The sequence below is a fragment of the Lactobacillus sp. W8172 genome, assembly GCF_016102055.1.
Classification (GTDB): Bacteria; Bacillota; Bacilli; order Lactobacillales; family Lactobacillaceae; genus Lactobacillus; species Lactobacillus apis_A.
In genome coordinates this window covers 273062-292810 of record NZ_JACFPG010000001.1, presented here as the reverse complement: position 1 = coordinate 292810, position 19749 = coordinate 273062, and the positions used below count along the sequence as shown (strand labels likewise).

At 35.7% G+C, this 19749-nt stretch carries 22 protein-coding genes; 8 read left to right on the top strand and 14 right to left on the bottom strand.

Annotated features, from left to right (window positions below):
* Positions 1 to 24: 24 nt before the first annotated feature.
* From mvk to fni, 4 genes are read left to right on the top strand one after another with little or no spacing between them, the layout of a single operon-like run.
* Positions 25 to 933, top strand: coding sequence for a mevalonate kinase (gene mvk / locus H3R21_RS01390; protein ID WP_198182497.1), 909 nt, complete (start codon positions 25 to 27; stop codon positions 931 to 933).
* Positions 933 to 1892: a diphosphomevalonate decarboxylase gene (mvaD, locus tag H3R21_RS01385; RefSeq protein ID WP_198182495.1), complete on the top strand. Its 960-nt coding sequence runs from the start codon at positions 933 to 935 to the stop codon at positions 1890 to 1892. Before mvk ends, mvaD begins: the two co-directional genes overlap by 1 nt.
* A gap of 34 nt (positions 1893 to 1926) precedes the next feature.
* Positions 1927 to 3009 carry a phosphomevalonate kinase gene (locus tag H3R21_RS01380; RefSeq protein ID WP_198182493.1) on the top strand — a complete coding sequence of 361 codons (1083 nt, stop codon included), beginning with the start codon at positions 1927 to 1929 and terminating at the stop codon, positions 3007 to 3009.
* An 8-nt stretch (positions 3010 to 3017) separates the two neighbouring features.
* A complete protein-coding gene (fni, locus tag H3R21_RS01375) occupies positions 3018 to 4034 on the top strand; it encodes a type 2 isopentenyl-diphosphate Delta-isomerase (protein WP_198182491.1) in 1017 nt (338 codons plus the stop codon).
* 55 nt (positions 4035 to 4089) lie between these two features.
* Here the strand turns inward: fni and H3R21_RS01370 are convergent, their stop codons facing one another.
* The 4 genes from H3R21_RS01370 to H3R21_RS01355 are packed head-to-tail and all read right to left on the bottom strand — an operon-like array spanning position 4090 to position 7968.
* Positions 4090 to 4878: an HAD family hydrolase gene (locus H3R21_RS01370; RefSeq protein ID WP_198182489.1), complete on the bottom strand. Its 789-nt coding sequence runs from the start codon at positions 4876 to 4878 to the stop codon at positions 4090 to 4092.
* Positions 4879 to 4897: 19 nt separating this feature from the next.
* Entirely contained in the window at positions 4898 to 6268 is a 1371-nt protein-coding gene (locus tag H3R21_RS01365) for an RsmB/NOP family class I SAM-dependent RNA methyltransferase (protein ID WP_198182487.1), read from the bottom strand.
* Positions 6261 to 7226, bottom strand: a complete 966-nt coding sequence (locus H3R21_RS01360) for a hypothetical protein (protein ID WP_198182484.1) — start codon at positions 7224 to 7226, stop codon at positions 6261 to 6263. The genes H3R21_RS01365 and H3R21_RS01360 overlap by 8 nt, the downstream gene beginning before the upstream one ends.
* Entirely contained in the window at positions 7216 to 7968 is a 753-nt protein-coding gene (locus H3R21_RS01355; protein ID WP_198182482.1) for an SAM-dependent methyltransferase, read from the bottom strand. The genes H3R21_RS01360 and H3R21_RS01355 overlap by 11 nt, the downstream gene beginning before the upstream one ends.
* An 83-nt stretch (positions 7969 to 8051) precedes the next feature.
* Here H3R21_RS01355 and lepB point away from each other — a divergent pair, with 83 nt between their 5' ends.
* Both lepB and H3R21_RS01345 read left to right on the top strand, forming a co-directional pair.
* Positions 8052 to 8630 (top strand): signal peptidase I, encoded by a 579-nt coding sequence (gene lepB, locus H3R21_RS01350; protein ID WP_046306911.1) that lies wholly within the window; start codon positions 8052 to 8054, stop codon positions 8628 to 8630.
* Positions 8631 to 8691: 61 nt separating this feature from the next.
* Entirely contained in the window at positions 8692 to 8883 is a 192-nt protein-coding gene (locus H3R21_RS01345; RefSeq protein ID WP_046306912.1) for an LBP_cg2779 family protein, read from the top strand.
* A 77-nt stretch (positions 8884 to 8960) separates the two neighbouring features.
* On the opposite strand, the gene H3R21_RS01340 is transcribed toward H3R21_RS01345, so the two are convergent.
* The 8 genes from H3R21_RS01340 to H3R21_RS01305 form a co-directional block, all read right to left on the bottom strand.
* On the bottom strand, positions 8961 to 9827 hold the full coding sequence (locus H3R21_RS01340; protein ID WP_198182480.1) for a hypothetical protein: 867 nt from the start codon (positions 9825 to 9827) through the stop codon (positions 8961 to 8963).
* Positions 9827 to 10531: an ABC transporter ATP-binding protein gene (locus H3R21_RS01335; protein ID WP_198182478.1), complete on the bottom strand. Its 705-nt coding sequence runs from the start codon at positions 10529 to 10531 to the stop codon at positions 9827 to 9829. Before H3R21_RS01335 ends, H3R21_RS01340 begins: the two co-directional genes overlap by 1 nt.
* Positions 10532 to 10760: 229 nt before the next feature.
* Complete coding sequence (locus H3R21_RS01330; RefSeq protein ID WP_198182476.1) at positions 10761 to 11582, bottom strand: hypothetical protein; 822 nt, start codon at positions 11580 to 11582, stop codon at positions 10761 to 10763.
* Positions 11582 to 12286 carry an ABC transporter ATP-binding protein gene (locus H3R21_RS01325; RefSeq protein WP_198182474.1) on the bottom strand — a complete coding sequence of 235 codons (705 nt, stop codon included), beginning with the start codon at positions 12284 to 12286 and terminating at the stop codon, positions 11582 to 11584. Before H3R21_RS01325 ends, H3R21_RS01330 begins: the two co-directional genes overlap by 1 nt.
* An 11-nt stretch (positions 12287 to 12297) precedes the next feature.
* Positions 12298 to 12651 (bottom strand): GntR family transcriptional regulator, encoded by a 354-nt coding sequence (locus tag H3R21_RS01320; RefSeq protein WP_046306922.1) that lies wholly within the window; start codon positions 12649 to 12651, stop codon positions 12298 to 12300.
* Between the two features lie 370 nt (positions 12652 to 13021).
* Positions 13022 to 14266, bottom strand: a complete 1245-nt coding sequence (gene pepT, locus H3R21_RS01315) for a peptidase T (RefSeq protein WP_198182472.1) — start codon at positions 14264 to 14266, stop codon at positions 13022 to 13024.
* Positions 14267 to 14280: 14 nt separating this feature from the next.
* The gene (locus tag H3R21_RS01310; protein ID WP_198182470.1) at positions 14281 to 15078 is read right to left on the bottom strand and encodes a Nif3-like dinuclear metal center hexameric protein; all 798 of its coding nucleotides are present in this window, start codon (positions 15076 to 15078) and stop codon (positions 14281 to 14283) included.
* Positions 15071 to 15757 carry a class I SAM-dependent methyltransferase gene (locus tag H3R21_RS01305; RefSeq protein ID WP_198182468.1) on the bottom strand — a complete coding sequence of 229 codons (687 nt, stop codon included), beginning with the start codon at positions 15755 to 15757 and terminating at the stop codon, positions 15071 to 15073. The genes H3R21_RS01310 and H3R21_RS01305 overlap by 8 nt, the downstream gene beginning before the upstream one ends.
* Before the next feature lie 142 nt (positions 15758 to 15899).
* Here H3R21_RS01305 and H3R21_RS01300 point away from each other — a divergent pair, with 142 nt between their 5' ends.
* Both H3R21_RS01300 and H3R21_RS01295 read left to right on the top strand, forming a co-directional pair.
* The gene (locus H3R21_RS01300) at positions 15900 to 16214 is read left to right on the top strand and encodes a hypothetical protein (RefSeq protein WP_198182467.1); all 315 of its coding nucleotides are present in this window, start codon (positions 15900 to 15902) and stop codon (positions 16212 to 16214) included.
* A 51-nt stretch (positions 16215 to 16265) separates the two neighbouring features.
* Positions 16266 to 16706 (top strand): 8-oxo-dGTP diphosphatase, encoded by a 441-nt coding sequence (locus H3R21_RS01295; protein WP_198182465.1) that lies wholly within the window; start codon positions 16266 to 16268, stop codon positions 16704 to 16706.
* A 97-nt stretch (positions 16707 to 16803) separates the two neighbouring features.
* Here the strand turns inward: H3R21_RS01295 and rpoD are convergent, their stop codons facing one another.
* Positions 16804 to 17925 carry an RNA polymerase sigma factor RpoD gene (gene rpoD / locus H3R21_RS01290; RefSeq protein WP_198182463.1) on the bottom strand — a complete coding sequence of 374 codons (1122 nt, stop codon included), beginning with the start codon at positions 17923 to 17925 and terminating at the stop codon, positions 16804 to 16806.
* Positions 17925 to 19748: a DNA primase gene (gene dnaG / locus H3R21_RS01285; protein ID WP_198182461.1), complete on the bottom strand. Its 1824-nt coding sequence runs from the start codon at positions 19746 to 19748 to the stop codon at positions 17925 to 17927. The genes rpoD and dnaG overlap by 1 nt, the downstream gene beginning before the upstream one ends.
* Between the last annotated feature and the right edge of the window lies 1 nt (position 19749).

The window sequence follows — 19749 nt, the reverse complement described above, 5'->3', positions numbered from 1 at the left end:
CAAACATTAAGGATCTTAAATAAAATGAAATCGAGTTATTTAGCGCACGGAAAAGTGATTTTGATTGGTGAACATTCAGTGGTTTATGGCTATAATGCCCTAGCCTTGCCAATCATGTCTTTACACATTAAAGCAACCGTAGAACCGGGCCCACAAATGTGGATGGATACTGCATCATATCATGGGCCTTTTTTTATGGCGCCAGATGAATACGACGGCTTGAAGTATGTCGTTAAAACAATGCTTACAAAAGCTAATAGTAACGAAAATTTAAGGATAACTTATACAGGAGAAATTCCAATCGAGCGCGGGCTGGGCTCAAGTGCAACAGTTGCCCTTGCAACAACCAAGGCAATGAACGACTACTTTAATTTAAACTTGTCAAATGATGAAATAATTGAAGTTACGAATCATGCTGAAACAATTAATCATGGAAAAGCGTCAGGGTTAGATGCTGCGACCGTTAATTCTGATTACCTTGTCTTTTTTAATAAAAAGTCAGGTCCCAGTGTTTTACGCGCCAAGCTAAATGCCACCCTCTTGATTATGGATACAGGGGAATTAGGTAGTACAAAAAAAGCTGTTGCTCAAGTTCATCAGCAAGTCAAATCATCCCCAGTGGCTAATGAAAAGATTAAGCAGTTGGGTCAATTGGCCGATGATACAAAACAAGCTTGGGTTAACCAAGACCGCGTTAGTGTTGGCAAAATCTTTAATGAAGCTGAAGAAATACTAGATTCTTTTGGCCTTGCCACGAGTAAAATTAAACAGTTACAACAACTTGCTCTTGAAAATGGAGCCTTGGGCTTTAAGCTGTCTGGAAGTGGTTTAGGTGGAATCGTCATTGTACTTTGCGACAAAGTTGAAGTAGCAAAGTCAATTGCAAAAAAATGTCAAAATGTTGCTGTTAATAGTTGGATCGAGGAAATTTAATGGAAAAAACTGTTCGTGCACACACAAATATTGCTCTAATAAAATATTGGGGAAAAGAAGACCAGGCTATGCGCTTGCCTGCTATGTCGAGTATTTCAATGACACTAGATGAATTTTATACTGATACCAAAATTTCTGATAGTGAAAAAGACCGTTTCATTTTAAATGGTACTGAGCAAACTGGTAAAAGTGCCCAGCGCGTTTTTTCGTATCTTAGATTTTTACAAGAAAGATTTGGTTTAAGTGGACACTTGCAAGTTGAATCTACCAATCATGTTCCAACTGCAGCTGGTCTCGCCTCTTCTAGTTCGGCGTTTGCTGCTTTAGCAGGTGCATTTAGCTCGTACTATGATCTGCAGATTGACCGTCAAGAACTTTCATCCTTGGCAAGAATGGGGTCAGGCTCGGCATGTCGTTCAGTATTTGGTGGTTTTGCGATGTGGCAGAAAGGAAATAGTGATTTGACCTCTTATGCGTATGCAATAAATGAGCAACCTGAAATGGACTTACATTTATTAGCGGTTGAACTTAATCCTAACCCCAAAGAATTATCTTCAACTAACGGAATGCAGCTGGCCAAAACCTCGCCCTTTTTCCAGCCTTGGCTAGAACGCAATCAAGCAGAAATAGATAAAATGATTGAAGCAATTGAGCAAAATGATTTTACGGCTTTGGGTCAATTAGCCGAATTGAATGCTAATGAAATGCATGCTGTTAACTTAACGGCTCAACCTGGATTCACCTATTTTGAACCGGAGACGATTAGAGCAATCAAACTTGTTGAGCAGCTGCGAAGAGAAGGAATAGAATGTTACTATACAATCGACGCTGGCCCAAATGTAAAAGTTATGACTCGGTTAAAAAATGTAAAAGAAATTACTAAGCGTTTCATATCAGAATTTGACAATGTTAAGATAGTAAATGCAAGTTTTGGTCCAGGTATCAAATATTTGGATTAATAATGTATTTAAATTGGTTAGGAGATTAAATTCTTTGATAACAGAACAAGCGCCCGGTAAGTTATACATAGCCGGTGAATATGCAGTTTTAGAACAGGATTGCCCCGCAATTTTGGTCGCAGTTAATCAATTTATCCGGGTTTCGATTACTAAATCTAAGTCATCTACTGGCTCGATTCATTCCAAACAATATTCGCAGGATTCTATTCACTGGGTACGACGTGGTGCCAAAATGGTGATCGACAATCGTGATAATCCTTTTGAATATATTTTATCGGCAATTAACCTAACGGAACGTTTTTGCCTCGAACAACATATCAAATTACGAGTATATGATTTGCACGTCAATTCTGATCTTGATTCAGCTGACGGGAAAAAATATGGTCTAGGTTCTAGTGCGGCTGTCACAGTAGCCACGGTTAAAGCAATTCTACGTTTTTATAACGTACCTTTTAGTAACGAACTAGTTTATAAGCTGTCCGCTATTTCCCACTACTCTGTTCAAGGAAACGGCTCTGCAGGAGATATTGCAGCAAGTGTTTACGGTGGCTGGATTGCCTATCAAACATTTGATAAAAAATGGCTGAAACGTGAATTAACACAAAAGTCACTTTCTGAAGTTGTTGATGAAGCATGGCCAGGACTAAAAATTCAATTATTGACCCCACCTGAAGGGATGAATTTATTGATTGGATGGAGTCAAAAACCTGCATCAACTTCACGCCTAGTTGACGAAACTAATGCCAATAAAGCAGCATTAAATGTCGAATATAAACAATTTTTACAACAATCGCGAAAATGCGTATTACGCATGATTGATGGTTTTGAACAATGCAATATTGACCTGATAAAGATGCAAATTCGAGAAAACAGGAAATTGTTACAGCACTTTGCTCAAATAAATCAAATTGCAATTGAGATTCCCCGTTTGTCAAAATTGATCAATATTGCTGAGTCATTTGGTGGTGCGGCAAAAACTTCAGGTGCGGGAAACGGAGATTGTGGCATCGTTATAACCGACGAACAAACTAATGTTAATGAACTTGATCAGCAATGGCGGAAAAACAATGTTTTGCCCCTTGACCTTCACGTTCATCAAGTAAAGCTAATGCAGTAAGAAGAAAAATGTCAGTTAGATCAAACCGTAAGGAAGAACACCTTTCTTTAGCAAACCAATTTTATGAACCGAATAAGCCAAATAGCTTTGACCAAATGGGACTTTTACGACCTGCTTTGCCAGAAGCAAAAGTTGACTTAAGTTCGATTAAAACAACTATGTTTGGCAAAAAAGTCAATGCGCCCTTTTTTATTAACGCAATGACCGGTGGTTCTGCAAAATCATTCTCTATTAACCAAGCATTTGGTAAAATTGCTCAGCAAGCTAAAATAGGTCTTGCGTTGGGTTCTGCAAGTATCTTAGTTAAAGAAGCTGAACAACTTGACAGCTTTTTGATTGCACGTAAAAAAAATCCTGATGGTGTCATAATTGCAAATGTGAATGCGAAGACTGAGGCTATGGATGCTCAAAAAATTGTTCATGAACTTAATGCTGATGCTTTACAGATTCATTTGAATACAGTTCAGGAAATTGCTATGCCTGAAGGCGATCGCGATTTTTTGTGGCTAGATAACTTAATTGAATTACGTCAAAATGTGACCGTTCCGATAATTATAAAAGAAGTCGGCTGCGGTTTAGACCAAGCGACAATTCATTTACTAAAAAATGAAGGCTTTGAACTATTTGATATTGCTGGCAGTGGCGGAACAAATTTTGCTAAGATTGAAAATGCACGAAACCAAAATGACCTTTCTTATCTTGAAACGATTGGATTGCCAACTGTTGTTTCTGCCTTAATGGCGGCTGAAGAAGAGGTTACCTTTATCGTGTCTGGTGGTGTTCGTAATCCATTAGATATTTTTAAAGGTTTATGCTTGGGAGGAAAATACGTCGGTATTTCCAATGTCTTTTTGCAGACATATCAGGATCAAGGCGAAGATGCATTATTACAAATGATTTTGGCGTGGCAAAAAGAATTAGCTAGTTTGTTAGCTATTTACGGTCAAAATGATTTAACAAATTTAAGTAAAATCAAGCATTACTTCGACCTGCCCTTGAAGAACTTAATTGAGCAATTGAGTTAATTTTACATAATTAAAAATATGCAAAGTAGAATTCTACTTTGCATATTTTTTTGTCTTAATTTAATAGATGCCATATTTCTTTTTGAACGGCGCTTTCATTACTTGATCCGATCACTTGGTCCGCTGCACTTTTGGCAACTGGCAAAGCGGTGGCGGTAACAAAGCTCCGGCCAACATATTTTAGCATCCCAACGTCATTACCACTATCGCCAAAAGCAACCATTTCACGTGAGCTAATATGGAATTTTTCGCTTAAGTATTCTAGGCCAACAGCTTTGTTCATTCCTTTAGTCGACATGTCAATTGAGGTGGATGAACCAGAGACAAAGCCAATTTGCGGATAATCGCGTTGAAGTTTACTTAGCAACTTTGGCATTCTATCTTCGGGAACATCTAACGTTACCTTGAAAATTTGATCGTCTAAATGGTTAAAGTCCTCAACAATACGTAGCTTTTGGTAGTACTTTTTAAGTTCTTCTGCATAGCGCTGGCCATCTTTTTCCAAAACATATGCACTTGCAAGACCAGAAACAGTGACCTTCTCATCTGAGTATGCCTGAACAATTTCCAAAATGGTTTGAAAATCTTCATCGGATAAGCTGTCAACGTGAAGAACTTGTCTTCCTTTAGCAACCAGTGCACCATTTTCTGCAATGAAATACATTTGTTGAGCCGTTTTAGGAAAGCGAGAATAAATATTTTCATATTGATTTCCACTTGCGATTACAAACTTAATTCCCTGTTCCTGCATTAAAGCAAATTCGCGCAAAAATAGTTCTTCATCATAGGTTTTTTCATCTGTTAACCATGTACCGTCCATATCAGTGGCAATTAATTTAATCATCTTTAATAGTTACTTTCTTTTACTTCCGTAATCCCTTTGGATAAAAATTCTTTAACACATTATTAGTTATTTTACCAAAACTGAACACGCAATTTTGGCAACTAACTAGCACAAAACCGTGTAAAGTTGATTCTAGGCGAATAGTCTCGCCATGAATATACTTAGCATAATCTTCTTTAGTTAAATTTACTACCTGTTTTTGTTTTCTTTGTCCTAAAACCAGCGCTAATTGATGACTAGGTTCAAAGCGCTTTTTCTTTAAAATTCCTAGCTCTAACCCGTTACTAATAATTTTAAAATGCATATTGTCAGCCTCGATGGCAGGAAGATAAACATGATTTTGACTTACTAGACAAGATGTTGACCAGTTAGCAAGTTCTAGGGGTAAATTAAATGGTTTTAAAACTTCTGCAACTAATGCACTTTCTGACCTCGTCAATTTTGCTTTGTTTTGATGAGTTTTCCGCTTTTTGACTTTAGTGCTGGTGCTTTTTTCTCGTTCAGCTAATTGTAATTTGGCTACATACTGCCCTTCACCTAAATTATCGTTTGGCCAAAAACGTAATGTCCCCTTTATTGCAGGATCGTTATTGGCCCAATCTGGATGTCCTGGTTCAACAGCAGATGTATTTACTTTGATTGGGAGAATTTTAAAGCCAAATTGCTCGACTAACCAGGATACGATTTCTTCATCCTCTTCTGGCGAAAAAGTACAAGTTGAGTAAACCAATTCGCCACCAGGCTTAAGCATTTTTACTGCTTCGGTCAGAATATCCTGTTGTCTTTTTTGGCAAGTCATAACATAATCTTGTGACCAATAAGAAATTGCTTCAGGATTTTTTCGAAACATCCCTTCCCCACTACACGGGGCATCGACAATAATTTTATCGAAAAATTGCGTAAACGGTTGAACTAACTTTTCTGGGCTTGCAGAAGTTATTAGTGCATTAATTACCCCCCAGCGCTCTAAGTTTTCTCTTAAGGCTTTAACTCGTGTATTAGAAATTTCATTTGCAACAAGTAGTCCCTTACCTTTCAGCTGTTCAGCGATAAAAGTGCTTTTTCCTCCAGGAGCAGCACATAAATCGAGTACTTTGTTTCCAGGATGAATATCAGCAATCATGGCAGGAAACATTGCTGCAGGGTCTTGAGAATAGACTAAGCCACTGATAGCTTCCGGGTCTTGACCATTAATCTGGCCATAGTATGCATTTTTAAGTCCTGGAATCGGTTGATTGAGAGAATAAGATACTTCTCGCTGTCCTTTTAAAGTGTTGATTCTAAATGCCTTTTTGGCGGGTTGATTCATCGCATCAAATAGTTCTTGTGCTTGTCCTTGACCAAGTAATTTTTGATATTTAGAAATAAAGTCAGCTGGTAAATTAAGCATGTGTGTTTTCCTTTCGCCAACATAAAAAGATGAAGAAGCTATAAACAAGCGCAACTACGCCCCAGCTGCCCAAAAGAAGTATTAAAAGGTGCTCTCGATTTGAATAAAAAGCACGCCAGCAAAGGAAGAAATATGCTCCAAGTGATAATAATAGCTCTACTAATATTATTCTAAAGCCATGATTAGCTAGCCAATTGCGTAATAAACTACCTTTTAAGTGGGTCGCCTTAACGGTTTGCCAATCCAAGTAAGCCAAGATGAGGTTAGCAATAGTGGCCACAAGGACTAGCAAAATGATGAATAGTAATTCTTTAATTACGGAAAGTTGGCGCTTTTGATGCTTTCTTACAAATACTGGTGTTTTAACTTTAACATCATAATGACGGGCAATTTTTCTAATTACCTTATTAGAGCTATCAATAATAATGGTATAGTCTTTAAGCTTGAATTTACCTGTAGGTTGCTTTGTACCGGTTGTTAAATAATAACCATTTTGTTTCATTCGGCGATAGTGTTTTAGAGTACCAATCACGGAATAATAAGTATTATTTAAATTAATGTACTCATTATTCTGCGTTTTTAATGTAGGAACCTTAGCATTTAAACCCAAAACGCCAAATGAAACGCGTCCCTTAAAGTCATCAGAGGTGAAGTATCGCCCAGATTCCGTTGGTAATGTTAAAACATCATGATTAGACCAAACTAATGTCTGATTGTCCTTTCTTTTACTCGTTAAGTGAAGCTGGATTTTATTTTGGGGAAAGGTTTTTTCTAAATATTTTAAAAAATCGCTAACACTTTGGCTATTCTTGATTTCAAAGCTGCGCGTATTGTTGCTCAAGCCATAAGCCTCAAGTAGTTGGTTAGCTTCTTGGGACTGGACATTTGAAAGCATTGTGCCTGAACCAAGTAATGTTAAAAAAATAATTAATAGTAAGAGGATTTTTTTAGATCTCATGTTTTATCTCAAATATTTGTTCTTCAATAAAATCAAAACTCGTAAACGAATGATTAACTGTCTGTAATTCTGGCGAATGACTGAAATGGATTTGGTGCCAAAAAGTGGCAGAATTAGTTACACCATTTTTTTCACCAATAAACAGCAAACGACTGGATGAATTGTATTTTTGCCAAGCTTCTATCGCACTTAAATCACTCTCGTCAAAATTAGGTGCCCATGCACAAATAACTAGTTGGACGTCAGGAAACGCTCGAATTGCCTCAGGTGCAGATAAATTCAATACCTTTGTAGCCTGTTGACTTCCAGTTTTTGAGGTTTTTGACCATTCTAAAGAATCTGTTGCAATTGTCTTTAAACCTACTTCAGTTAAAGCCTTTGACCAATACGCATTTCCTGCCATTATTTCTAAGACGGAGCTAATTTTAAACTGCTCCTTAATTAGTTTAGCAGTTTCTAAATTCGGCAATGACCAAACACCGTAATTGATTGATATATACTGCCTCAAGCTATTAAGAAGTTGATTAGCAATTTTTATATTGCCCTTCTGCTGCCTTGGCATACAACTTTCGAGCTTTTCAACTTCATTTGGATAAAATCCAAGTCGTCTAGGAGCAGTCGGTAAAATTTTCTTTTCTTTCATGTAGCGGTCAATTTGATTAACCTCTTTAATTTGGTTATGAATTAGTGGGTTATCAAACTGAGCATCTAATTGATTAATTTTCTTTAAATAATCTGTCATTTCTAATACCTACAATGATTTTACCATTCATGTGACTAGATTTCAGTTATAATAAAAGGTAACTGAATAAAGGAGAATATTTTATGGCAAAAAATGTAACAAAAAAGCAAGATAACGAAGAAGAAAGTCTTGGAAAATTCATCCTAGACGTTGTCATAATGATGGTGGTAATTCTTGGTGCTTTCTATCTTGTCTTCCACTTCGTTCTTTCAAATGATGAAGTTTCTGGCCCATCAATGCAGCCAACTTTTGAAGATAAAGATCGCTTGATTTCGGTACGGAACTTTACGCCTAAACGTAACGATGTGGTAGTTTTATTAGCTCCTAAGGCCGCAAATGACACTCCTGGAGCAATGTATATTAAGCGTGTTATTGGTTTGCCGGGTGATAAAATCGTTTCTAAAAACGACAAAATGTATATTAATGGCAAGAGACTAGCTGAACCATACCTTAATAACAAGTACAAAAAAGCGGACAATGATGCTGGACATACATACACCACTAATTTTACTTATAAAGTGCCTAAAGGCTATTACTGGGTAATGGGTGATCATCGTGATATCTCAAAAGACTCCCATATTTTTGGACCTGTAAAAAGAGAAAATCTAGTCGGTAAAGTTACCTTTAGATATTGGCCTTTTAATAAAATTCAAGGATTTTAGCAGTACTTTTCTTTGAATTTTTTGGTTTTTTGGCTAAAATAATTGTAAAGGAGATTTTATTATGAATCAGCAAATAGAAGAATTATCCGATGCAATTATTACTTACCAGACAGAACACCATACTACAGATACAGATTTAGCATTTGCTAGTCACCTATCGGTAGAGAAAATTCATGCAATGAAGGCTGGTAAAGGTGAATTCACTCCTGAAGAAATCAATCAACTGTATGACTTTCTCGCTACCAAGCGTTAAGTTAAAAATAAGCATAAAGAAAAAAATGGCCTCAAGTCTTGCTTGGGGTCATTTTTCTTTGTTTGAAGAGAAATACACTATTTCTTTTCCCTTGCTTCGAAAAAGTAGTTGAATATCAAAGTATTAGCTATCAATAAAAAGATATCAAAGATTAACATGATAATAAGTGAAATACCAAAGTCTATATACCTATCATTATACTCATAGCCAAAAATACTACTAAACAGAAAGTTTATCGGAAAGTCGATAAGTGACGCTAAGAAGCTATTAGCACTAAAGGCAACCCAACAAGCAACAACTATGACTATGATAAAAATGACTCTGAGAAAAGCTTGACCGCTTGTAGTGGGTAAAAATTCTAAAATTGCACGACTTGAAAAGTTTAAAAAATCAACTACAAAAAAGACAAAAAGAGTAATTAAAATCAATAGTAATATAGAGCCCCAAATTTTGAAAGCTCGTTCATTGAATAATTGAGACATTGCGTTTGAAGGACTGGAGAAACCTGTAATCACGTTCTTTTTGAAACGACTATCCGTTAGTACCGACATCCCGAATAAAAGCAAAAGTCCAATTACGTCTAAGATTCCGAGATAAACAATTGAGACAAATGAACTAAGCGTATTATCAAGGTAAAGATTGGTGCTGCTCATTGGAATTAGCCGCCAGGTTTGACTGCGGTTTACCCTTTGAGCAAATATTGCTATCAAGCAAACAGCAATAAATCCAAAAGCAAGAACAATAAAGAAGAAAGACGTCATCCAGTTGGTTATGAAATTAAAATCATTTACATAACTATTGCGGATAAAGTGATTATTTTCAAATTTATACAGAGAAAAAAAGGTTATTGCCATTGAAGTTAGAATCTGAAAAAGCATCAAGGTGTTAAGCTTCTTAGTTTTTAATTTGAATAGTTCAGTAAAGCAGCAATTAAAAAGTGACATTATTCTTCTTCCTCCTGATAAAGTCCTTCATAGTATTCTTCAATGCTCTGATTTTTAGCTCTAATATCATCCGCTGATAAATGTTCATATACAGTATGATCTCTAATAATCACAACCTCATCTAGCATGGAAGAAATTTCGTTAACAAAGTGATCAGAAACTAAAATAGTAGATTCCTTAGCCTTCCATAAAATAATTGAGTTAATAATCTTTTTTCGAGCCATCGCGTCAATTCCGGAAAAGGGCTCATCTAATAGATATAAATCTACTTTACGCGAAAATGTTAGCGCAATAACTAGTTTTTCACGAATACCTTTTGACATTTCAGAAAGACGCATTTCAGAATCAATTTTCATAAAACCACGTAGCTGTTCGAATTCATTTACATCAAAATCTTGATAAATAACTTCATAGAATTTGCTAATTTGTTCTACTTTTGCATTTTCAGAAAATCCAGATAAATTATCAGTAAAGGATATGTGCTTTTTCCTTTCCACTTCATTATCCTCTCCTGCTACCATTACAGTGCCATGATAATTTTTAGCCATACTATCAATAATACGCATCAAAGTAGTTTTTCCTGCACCATTTTCTCCTAATAATGCAACAATTTTTCCTGGTCCTAATGTTAGATTGACATTATTTAAGATCGTTTTTTGATTTTTCCGATACGTCAAATCTTTGATTTCTAGTAGATTTCCCATTAAGTTCGCTCCTAGTTCTAATACACTTTATTAACAACTAAATCTTTTGCTTTATACGAGTACGTTTGTCAATCTTCATACCCAGAGATAATTCAATTTGGAGATCAAATCAGCTGTTTATACTGTATTATATTTCTATTACACTATTATGATAGACTAAAAAAATCTGCCATGCAATCCTTTTTAACAAAAAACTACTCACTAATATTCTTAATGAGTAGTTTGATAGTTATTTCTTTTCTTTTGGCTCAATATATTGATTGAACAAGAACAAATTAATGGTAATGAAAAGCAAGTCAAAGCAAATGAACACCGAAATTGGTTCCATTAAATCATTTGATGATGTTGATTGAAAGAAGACTGCAAATGGTGCATCAAAAATAGGCGTTAGAGCTCGGATTCCTTTGACTAATGCCCATATGAGAATGAACACCAGGAAAACGCGGATGAACCCCAGCAAAGACTTGTTTTTAATTGACACTGGTAAAAAACTAATAATTGCTTGGCTTGAGAAGTTTAAAAAACTAAGCATTAGATAAAAGAGTAGACAAAATAAAACAAGTAAGATTAGTGACTGGATAACAACAATAAAATCGTTAACACTGAAAACAAAACCACTTTTTTCGAACGATGTCATAAATTCTGAATGAAATGTGCCATCAAATTGAAAGGCTAACAAAAAGCTAATACCTATGCCAATAACTTCTATACATGCAAAATATGCTAATGTTGCAATTGAAGTGAAGATATTATCTAAATAGTACTTTGAATCAGAGATTGGTAATAACCGCAAAGACTGGTTCACATTAATTGACTCATTTTCATTACAAGTTATGCAGTATAAAGCCAATGCTGCAATAAAGGAGAAAAAGAGGACAAACATGAAAAATGATGGAAAAACCCCTAAATCTTGCCTTCCAAAATAAACATGTCCACTCGTAGTAAAACTGAGTACAGTAATTGCTATGGCTGCAATTAATTGGACAAGCAATACGTAGTTGGCCTTCTTAATTTTTCGTGTAAATAAAGTAGCAAAAAGCCGACCGAACATTATTCTTCACCCTCTCCATATATGTTCTCATAAAATTCTTCGATGCTTTGGTTACTCTCACGTATTTCTTCAGTTGACTTGTGACAGTAGATTGTTTTATCTTTTACAACAACAACTTCGTCAAGCATAGAAGCAATTTCGTTAACGAAATGATCAGAGATTAGAATAGTTGCTTCATCTGCTTTCCACAGAATAATTGAACTAATAATTTTTTTTCGAGCCATCGCGTCAATTCCAGAGAAAGGTTCGTCGAGTAAATAGAGTTCTGCTTGACGTGAAAAAGTCAGAGCAATAATTAGCTTTTCCCTCATACCTTTTGACATTTCGGACAAACATAAGTCATCATTTAACCTCATGAACTTTTGTATCTGCTTGAATTTATCTTTGTCAAAATCATCATAAAGATATTCATAAAAATTAATTATTTTTGCAACTTTAGTATTCTCCTTAAATCCTGACAAACTGTCAGAGAAAGAAATGAGTCTTTTACGGTCCTCAACTGGTTGAGCTCCATCAACCGCAACCATGCCGAGAAAATTTTTATTAATTCCTGCAATTATGCGCATCAGTGTTGTTTTACCAGCACCATTTTCGCCTAAAAGAGCAACGATTTTGCCATGCTTTAAGTTTAAGTTGATATCTTTAAGAATCACTTTTAGGTTCTTTCTATATGTTAAATTCTCAATTTCTAAGAGATTGCTCATTAACTATTCCCCTACTTTAAATAAGCTGATAAGATATCATGAATTTGATCATTTGACACACCCAAATCATTCATACTTTGAACAAATTTATTTAGCTCATCATTAATCAATTCCTGTTTTGTCTTTTCAAGCAAGTCTGTATCTTCGGTAACAAAATTACCTTCTCCGCGCTTAGTATACAAAATCCCCTCTACGTTCATTTGTTGCAAAGCTCTTTGTACCGTGTTTACATTAACAGTCAATTGAACTGCAAGTTCACGTACAGAAGGAATTTTCTGTCCTGGCTTTAATTCGCCGGTAACAATTTGACGATATAGATATTGCTTGATTTGCAGATAAATGGGAATATTATCCTTGAATTCCACAAATCCACCATCCTTTTACTGTATCACATTTCTAATACACTGTAATAATACCGCAGTTTATATGTTAGTGCAATCTTTTTTATTTCTTCCTAATAAATACTTCTAAAAAGCAATTTTATGTTCTTATTGATCGTTTATAAGAGTCTTATTATTTTTTCAGTGTTCCACGACTCTGCATTTTTACTTAATTTCAAACAAAAAAGCCGATTAACTCATTAATAGCAACGTTTTAATCGGCATTTTTTGATTATTAGAGTAGATGTGCATAATTAAGCTGGTATTACCCAACACTAATTATCATTGATATAAAAGCACTTATCTCATTTAAGTTAATTTTAGAGAAAGTGCTTTTCTAACCTTTTTTGTTTCACTATTTATTATTTGTTGCGTTCATTTCGACCATTCTGATCATAACGTCAACTGCTTTGTACATTGATTCTAAAACAGTGTATTCGTAACGACCATGCATGTTTTCCTGACCTGAGAATAGGTTTGGACATGGTAAACCACGATAAGTCAGTTGACTACCGTCTGTACCACCTCTAATTGGATCCTCGTCGATTTCAGTCAATCCTTCTTTACGATATGCATCTCTTGCTAAGTTAACAACATCCATGTGTTTTTCAAGTTCATCTGCCATATTGTAATATTGATCTCTCATTGTTAATTTGATTCGCTCAGTACCAAATTCATCATTCATTTTAGTGACAATGTCTTTAACCAAGTTTTTACGACGCTCAAGACCATCACGTTCAAAGTCACGGACAATGTACTCAAGGTATGCATTATCAACGGATCCCTGGAAATCAGTTAAATGGAAGAAGCCTTGTCGTCCATCAGTTTTTTCTGGTACTTCATCTGCTGGAAGTTGATTTTGGAAGTTAATACCTACTTGAATTGCACTGATCATCTGGTTTTTAGCAACTGATGGGTGAACGTTTACTCCTTGAATGTTAAGTGTAAATGTTGCTGCTGAGAAAGTTCCCCAGTCAAGCTTACCTGGAGCAGCCCCATCAAGTGTATACCCAAAGTCTGCACCAAACTCATCAATGTCAAAGTGAGGCGCACCAGTACCAATTTCTTCATCAGGTGTAAAGGCCAAACGAATTTTTCCATGCTTAACTTCTGGATGATTCATCAAATATTCAGCTAGAGTTACTACTTCACTGACACCACACTTGTCATCTCCACCTAGCAATGTATCACCTGATGTAGTAATAAGCTTTTTACCGGCATATTTTTTGAGGTTAGGGAAAACCTCAGGATCCAAGTAAAAATCAGAATCACCTAATTGAATTTTTGATTTACCATCATAGTTTTCATGGACTTGTGGGCGAACATTTTCCGCATTGAAATCTGCCGTATCACAATGTGCTAGAAAACCCATTACTGGAACTTCATAATCAATATTTGAAGGAATTTCAGCAATTACACAGCCGGATTTTTGGTTGTAATGTACATCACTTAAGCCCAAATCCTCTAAATCCTTCATTACAACTTCTTTCTGAAAGTCTTCTTGACGCTTAGTGGATGGAAAACGGTCTGAGTGCTCATCCGAACGCGAGTTAACTTTTACATATTTTAAAAATCTGGGTAATAAATTTGGGTATTCCATAAAAACTCCTTTATTTAAACTAAATCTTGGAATGGGTTAGTTGAAACATGTGACTTAATAACATTAACATCCCAATTATTTTCTTCATTCCATTTAATTAACTTTTCATATATTTTATCCTTAAATAATTTTTCTGTATAGTGCCCAGGATCAATTACTGTTATTCCTGAAGAAATCATATCGTGACCAGTATGATAATAAACGTCTCCGGTTACAAAGGCATCTATCTTTTCAGTAACTGCTTGGTGCCAGTACTTACCCCCATCTCCGCAAATAAGTGAAACAGTTGAAATTTGTTGCTGGTTATCAGCAGTAATCAATCTAACCATTTTGATATTCATTTTCTCTTTTACATAGTATGCAAAATCAATTGCCGAAAGCGTTTTAGGCAGCTTGCCTTTTCGTCCAATAGCAATGCCATCACTATCTAGGCAAAAAGGCTGTACATCAGTCAAACCTAATTCTTCTGCCTGCCAATCGCTAGACCCATCTTGAGCTTTATCAGAATTAGTATGAATTGAATAGACAGTAATGCCGTTAGCAATTATTTTGCCATACATTTCATTTTGCGGATCAGCAAAGTTTAAGTTAGGTGCAGGTCTAAACATTAAAGGATGATGGCTGATAATTAGATCAACATGCTCTTTTATTGCTTCGTCAACAACCTGTGGTCGAACATCTAACGTGGTCATAACCTTGGTTACTGATTGCTCTAAAGAACCAATTTGAATGCCAACGGGATCCCCAGCACTTGCAATTTTTTCGGAAAAGAAATCGTTTAAAACTTTCACAAGGTCTTTAACTTTAGTCATTTAATTCTCCTTTGATCATTTCAATCTGTTCTTGAACCTGTTTGATATGAGACATATCTTTATTTTTTGCCTTATTTAAATTGACTAACAAATTTTGTTGGTACTTTAGCTGTCCCATCCATTTACTAGTAAAAGTCTGATTTTTAGTCTTAATTAGGATTGGACCAAAATATAGCTCTTTTTCTGTTAATGGGATATCTGATTCAGTTTTTCTAGCTTTAATCAGCTCATAAGTATGACCGGCTTCAGCGACAATTTGTTCATCGACAATTTGGTAGCTGTGTTGCATTAACCATTTGCGAACGCCATATTCTCCAACATTTGGTTCGAGAATTAAGGTGTCGAAACTCATTTTTTTGTCAACTAAGGCATCATTTAAAATTTGACTCATCAAGTTACCACCCATGCCAGCAATCACTATAGTATCAATGTTGTCTTTGGCTGAGATGGTTTCAAGTCCAGCTCCTAAGCGAGTGTCTATTTTTCCTTCTAAACTAGCCTCTTTAATATCCTGTTTTGCATTATCAAGCGGCCCTTTTCCAATATCACTAGCAATTGCAAAATTGACCTTGCCCGATTTGACTAATTCAATTGGTAAGTATGCGTGATCTGTACCAATATCTGCAATTCGCGCATCTTGATCTACCATCGTTGCGAGTTTGTTTAAACGTAAATTCACTTTTTGACCTACTTTCCATGTATAAAATTTTAGCATACACTTACCGCTCTTTGTTCAAAATAGTTAGAAACCGCTGTATTTTTTACTGATAAAAGATTTATAATAAAAATATCGTAATTTTGTAATGAGAGGACTTTTTTGAATGAATAAATCAGAGACTCATAAACTCAAGCCCTTTATTCGAGATCAGCTAAATAGAAAATTAATTCAGCCGGTAATGCCTACTTCGGTTAACGTCGCTGTACCTCCAGAAATTCTACAGCCAGATTTGTTCAGAAATAATTTGCAGAGCACTGATAACGGAGTAGATTTAAGGGTAATTTGGACCAATGTTCCTTTGAAAAAATCCGACCTGTCCACATCTAATACCGTAAAGGGAAAGATTATCAGTGACAGCAACAGCCAAACAATTAATATCAATGGCAAAAACTTTCCATTTCATCCTTTTGGAAAGTAGCTTTAAAGAACGCAAAGTTAAATATTTTTAAAAAGATGGAGAATTCTAAATTTGGATCGGACGGAACCAGTTACTTTAACAAATATGTGTATGATAAAAAAAGGTGAACAAATTTTAGTCATTGATCGAAATGATCCCTCCTGGCCGGGTTTAACTTTTCCGGGTGGACATGTTGAAGCACATGAGTCTTTCTATGATTCTGTTATTCGTGAGGTTAAAGAAGAAACCAATCTCGCCATTAAAAATCCACGTCTTAGTGGTATTAAGCAATTTTTTGATGAAAACGATCATCGTTATTTAGTTTTTTTCTATATTGCGACAGAGTTTACAGGTACTGTAAAAGCTTCTCATGAAGGAAACTTAGTTTGGATGACGAAAGAAGAATTGTTAAATCATCAATTGGCCTATAATTTTGATCGTGACTTACTTGTATACTTTAACGACGATATTGATGAGCATATTTTGGATGATAGCCGAGATGAATTATTTTAAAGTGTAAACTGCTGCTAAAAGCACTTTTTAGCTATTTTAGATACAAAAAAAGCTTAATTCCATCCATTGTAATGAAACTAAGCTTTTAATTTACTATTTAATCTAAGAAATCACGCAGCTGATTTGAACGACTTGGATGACGCAACTTACGTAGTGCCTTTGCTTCAATTTGCCTGATTCGCTCTCTTGTAACGCCAAAAACTTTACCAACTTCTTCAAGCGTTCTTGTCCGACCATCATCAAGACCAAAACGCAAGCGTAAAACATTTTCTTCACGATCTGTTAAAGTATTAAGTACCTCTTCTAGCTGCTCCTTGAGCATCTCATATGAAGCATGTTGTTCAGGACTAGTTGCATCTTTGTCTTTAATAAAGTCACCTAAATGAGAATCATCTTCTTCACCAATTGGTGTTTCCAAAGAAACAGGTTCTTGAGCAATTTTTAGTATGTCGCGCACTTTAGAAGTTGGCATATCCATTTCAGCACCAATTTCTTCTGGAGTTGGCTCACGACCTAAGTCTTGCAACAATTGTCTTTGAATTCTAATCAGCTTATTGATTGTTTCAACCATATGAACTGGAATTCTAATTGTTCGAGCCTGATCAGCAATTGCACGAGTGATGGCTTGACGAATCCACCAAGTAGCATAAGTCGAAAACTTAAAGCCAAGACTGTAATCAAACTTGTCAACGGCTTTCATTAGACCCATGTTTCCTTCTTGAATTAAGTCAAGGAATGACATACCACGACCAACATAGCGCTTTGCAATTGAGACAACTAAACGTAAGTTAGCTTCAGCTAATTCTTGCTTAGCCTCTTCGTCGCCTTTTTCAATTCTCTTTGCAAGAGCAATTTCCTGATCTGCGTTAAGAAGTGGAACACGTCCAATTTCCTTCAAGTACATTCTTACTGGATCGTTCATCCTGACGCTTGAAGGGGCTGACATATCTTTTAGTTCAGCCTTTTCAACATTTTTTTGCTTCTTCAAAGCTAGTTTGGATGGATCACCATTTTCATCAACTATACTGATGCCGTTATCTTCAAACTCTTGAACTAATTGATCGACTGCTTTTCCCTCTAAATCATAGGGCTTAACCAAACGATTAACAAATTCAGTTTCAGTAATTGATTTATCTTTCTTAACCGCTTTAACAACCTCTTGTACTACTTTATCTAAAGATGGTTGTTCTTTTTCGCTAGTGCTTTTCTTTTCTGTCACTATAAAGCCCCCCTCTGCCCTTGAATTCTCTTTAACTGTAAAATTTGTTGCGTAATAGACATTATTTTGTCCGTATCCATAGTTCTCTTTGCATCTTGAAGTTCATTCATCAACTTATTTAGTTGTTTGTCAACTTGGCGCATGTCTAAAGCATAGATTTGTTCACAAATCTCACGGTCTGAAAAATCCTGAGGCATATCTGCCATTTCGGCATTAACTATTATACCTTGAAGTTGTTCAGGAATAAAATTTAAAAAACTATTTACTGTCGGTTTTTCGTGAGTTTCGCTGAAATTTAACCATAATTCCGCTAATTTTTGATAATCGGAATCAGGAAATAAAAACTTGTGCTGCAAAAGATAATCGCGAGCATGTTCAGAATGGATGAATAAGTACAATAGCCTTGTTTGGACCGAATCATTCTTAACAACAATATCTTGATGATACTCTGGCGCTGGACCGTTATCTTGTTGAAATTCTGCTTCATTTAAAATTTGTCCGCCCGTATGTTGCTTAGCAGCATTAAATTGGCGGCGATATTTTAGCAAATTTACTTTTAATGAATCTTTAGAAACATTTTGCTGCTGTGCAATCCTATCCAGATATAAATCTTGTTCAACTGGATTTGAGAGCTGAGCAATTTCTTGCATAGCTTCGTCGAGATATGCAAGCTTCTGCCGATCATTATCTAAGTTATATTTCTTAGCAAGTCGTTGTAGGAAAAAGTCTGTCGGTGTTAATGCACCTTTGATCTGTTCTTGATATTTCTCAACGCCATATTTTTGAACATATTCATCAGGATCAAGTTTTTCTGGTAGGACAACGACACCCAAGTCAAAACCTCCAGCTTTATTAAACAGTTTAACTGCTCGTTCTTCTGCATGCACTCCTGGATCATCACCATCATAATTAATAATGATGTTCTTAGTGATTCGTTTCAACATGTAAACTTGTTGGTCAGTTAAGCTTGTACCCATTGACGCAATACCTGACTTTACCCCAGCTTTATAAGCTGCAATTACGTCCATGTATCCTTCATACAAAACTAAATGATTTTCAGATCTAGCCGCCTTTTTCGCCTCAGAAAAATGAAATAAGACTTGTGATTTCTCAAAGACTTTTGTCTCGGGGCTATTGATATACTTTGCCTCAGTTTTATCCGTTGATAGTCGCCTACCTGAAAAGCCTACTGCATAGTCGCCCTCATTTGTAAGAGTAAACATTAATCGATCTCTAAAGCGATCGAACATCTCGCCACTCTTAGACTGAACAAATAAACCGCTTGCTAATAAATCTTCATCGCTGTAGTCCTTACCACGTAAATATGTTAGGAGAAGATTATTTTGTTTCGGTGCGTACCCGATACGAAAGTGATTTAGGATATCATCACTTAAATCTCTTTCACGAGCATATTCAAGACCACGTTTACCAGCATTAGTTGAAACTAAGACTCGATGATAAAAATCAGCAGCTTCCTCATTTATTTTAATTAAAATGTTGGAATATTTAGGCTTTTGTTGACCATATTCACCAATTTCAATGTGAGCAAAATCAGCAATCTTTTGCACGCTTTCTGGAAAAGTTAAATTTTCTTTTTCCATTAAAAAGGTAAAAACATTACCGCCTTTGCCACAACCAAAGCACTTAAAAAATTGTTTTCCTTCATTGACTGTAAAGGAAGGCGTTTTTTCTTCGTGAAATGGGCAAAGACCAATGTAGTCTTTCCCCTTTTTCTCTAGTGAAACGTATTGACTGATGACATTAACAATATTGACGTTCTCACGTACCTTGCTAATCGTCTCTTCAGGTATCAATCCAGCCATC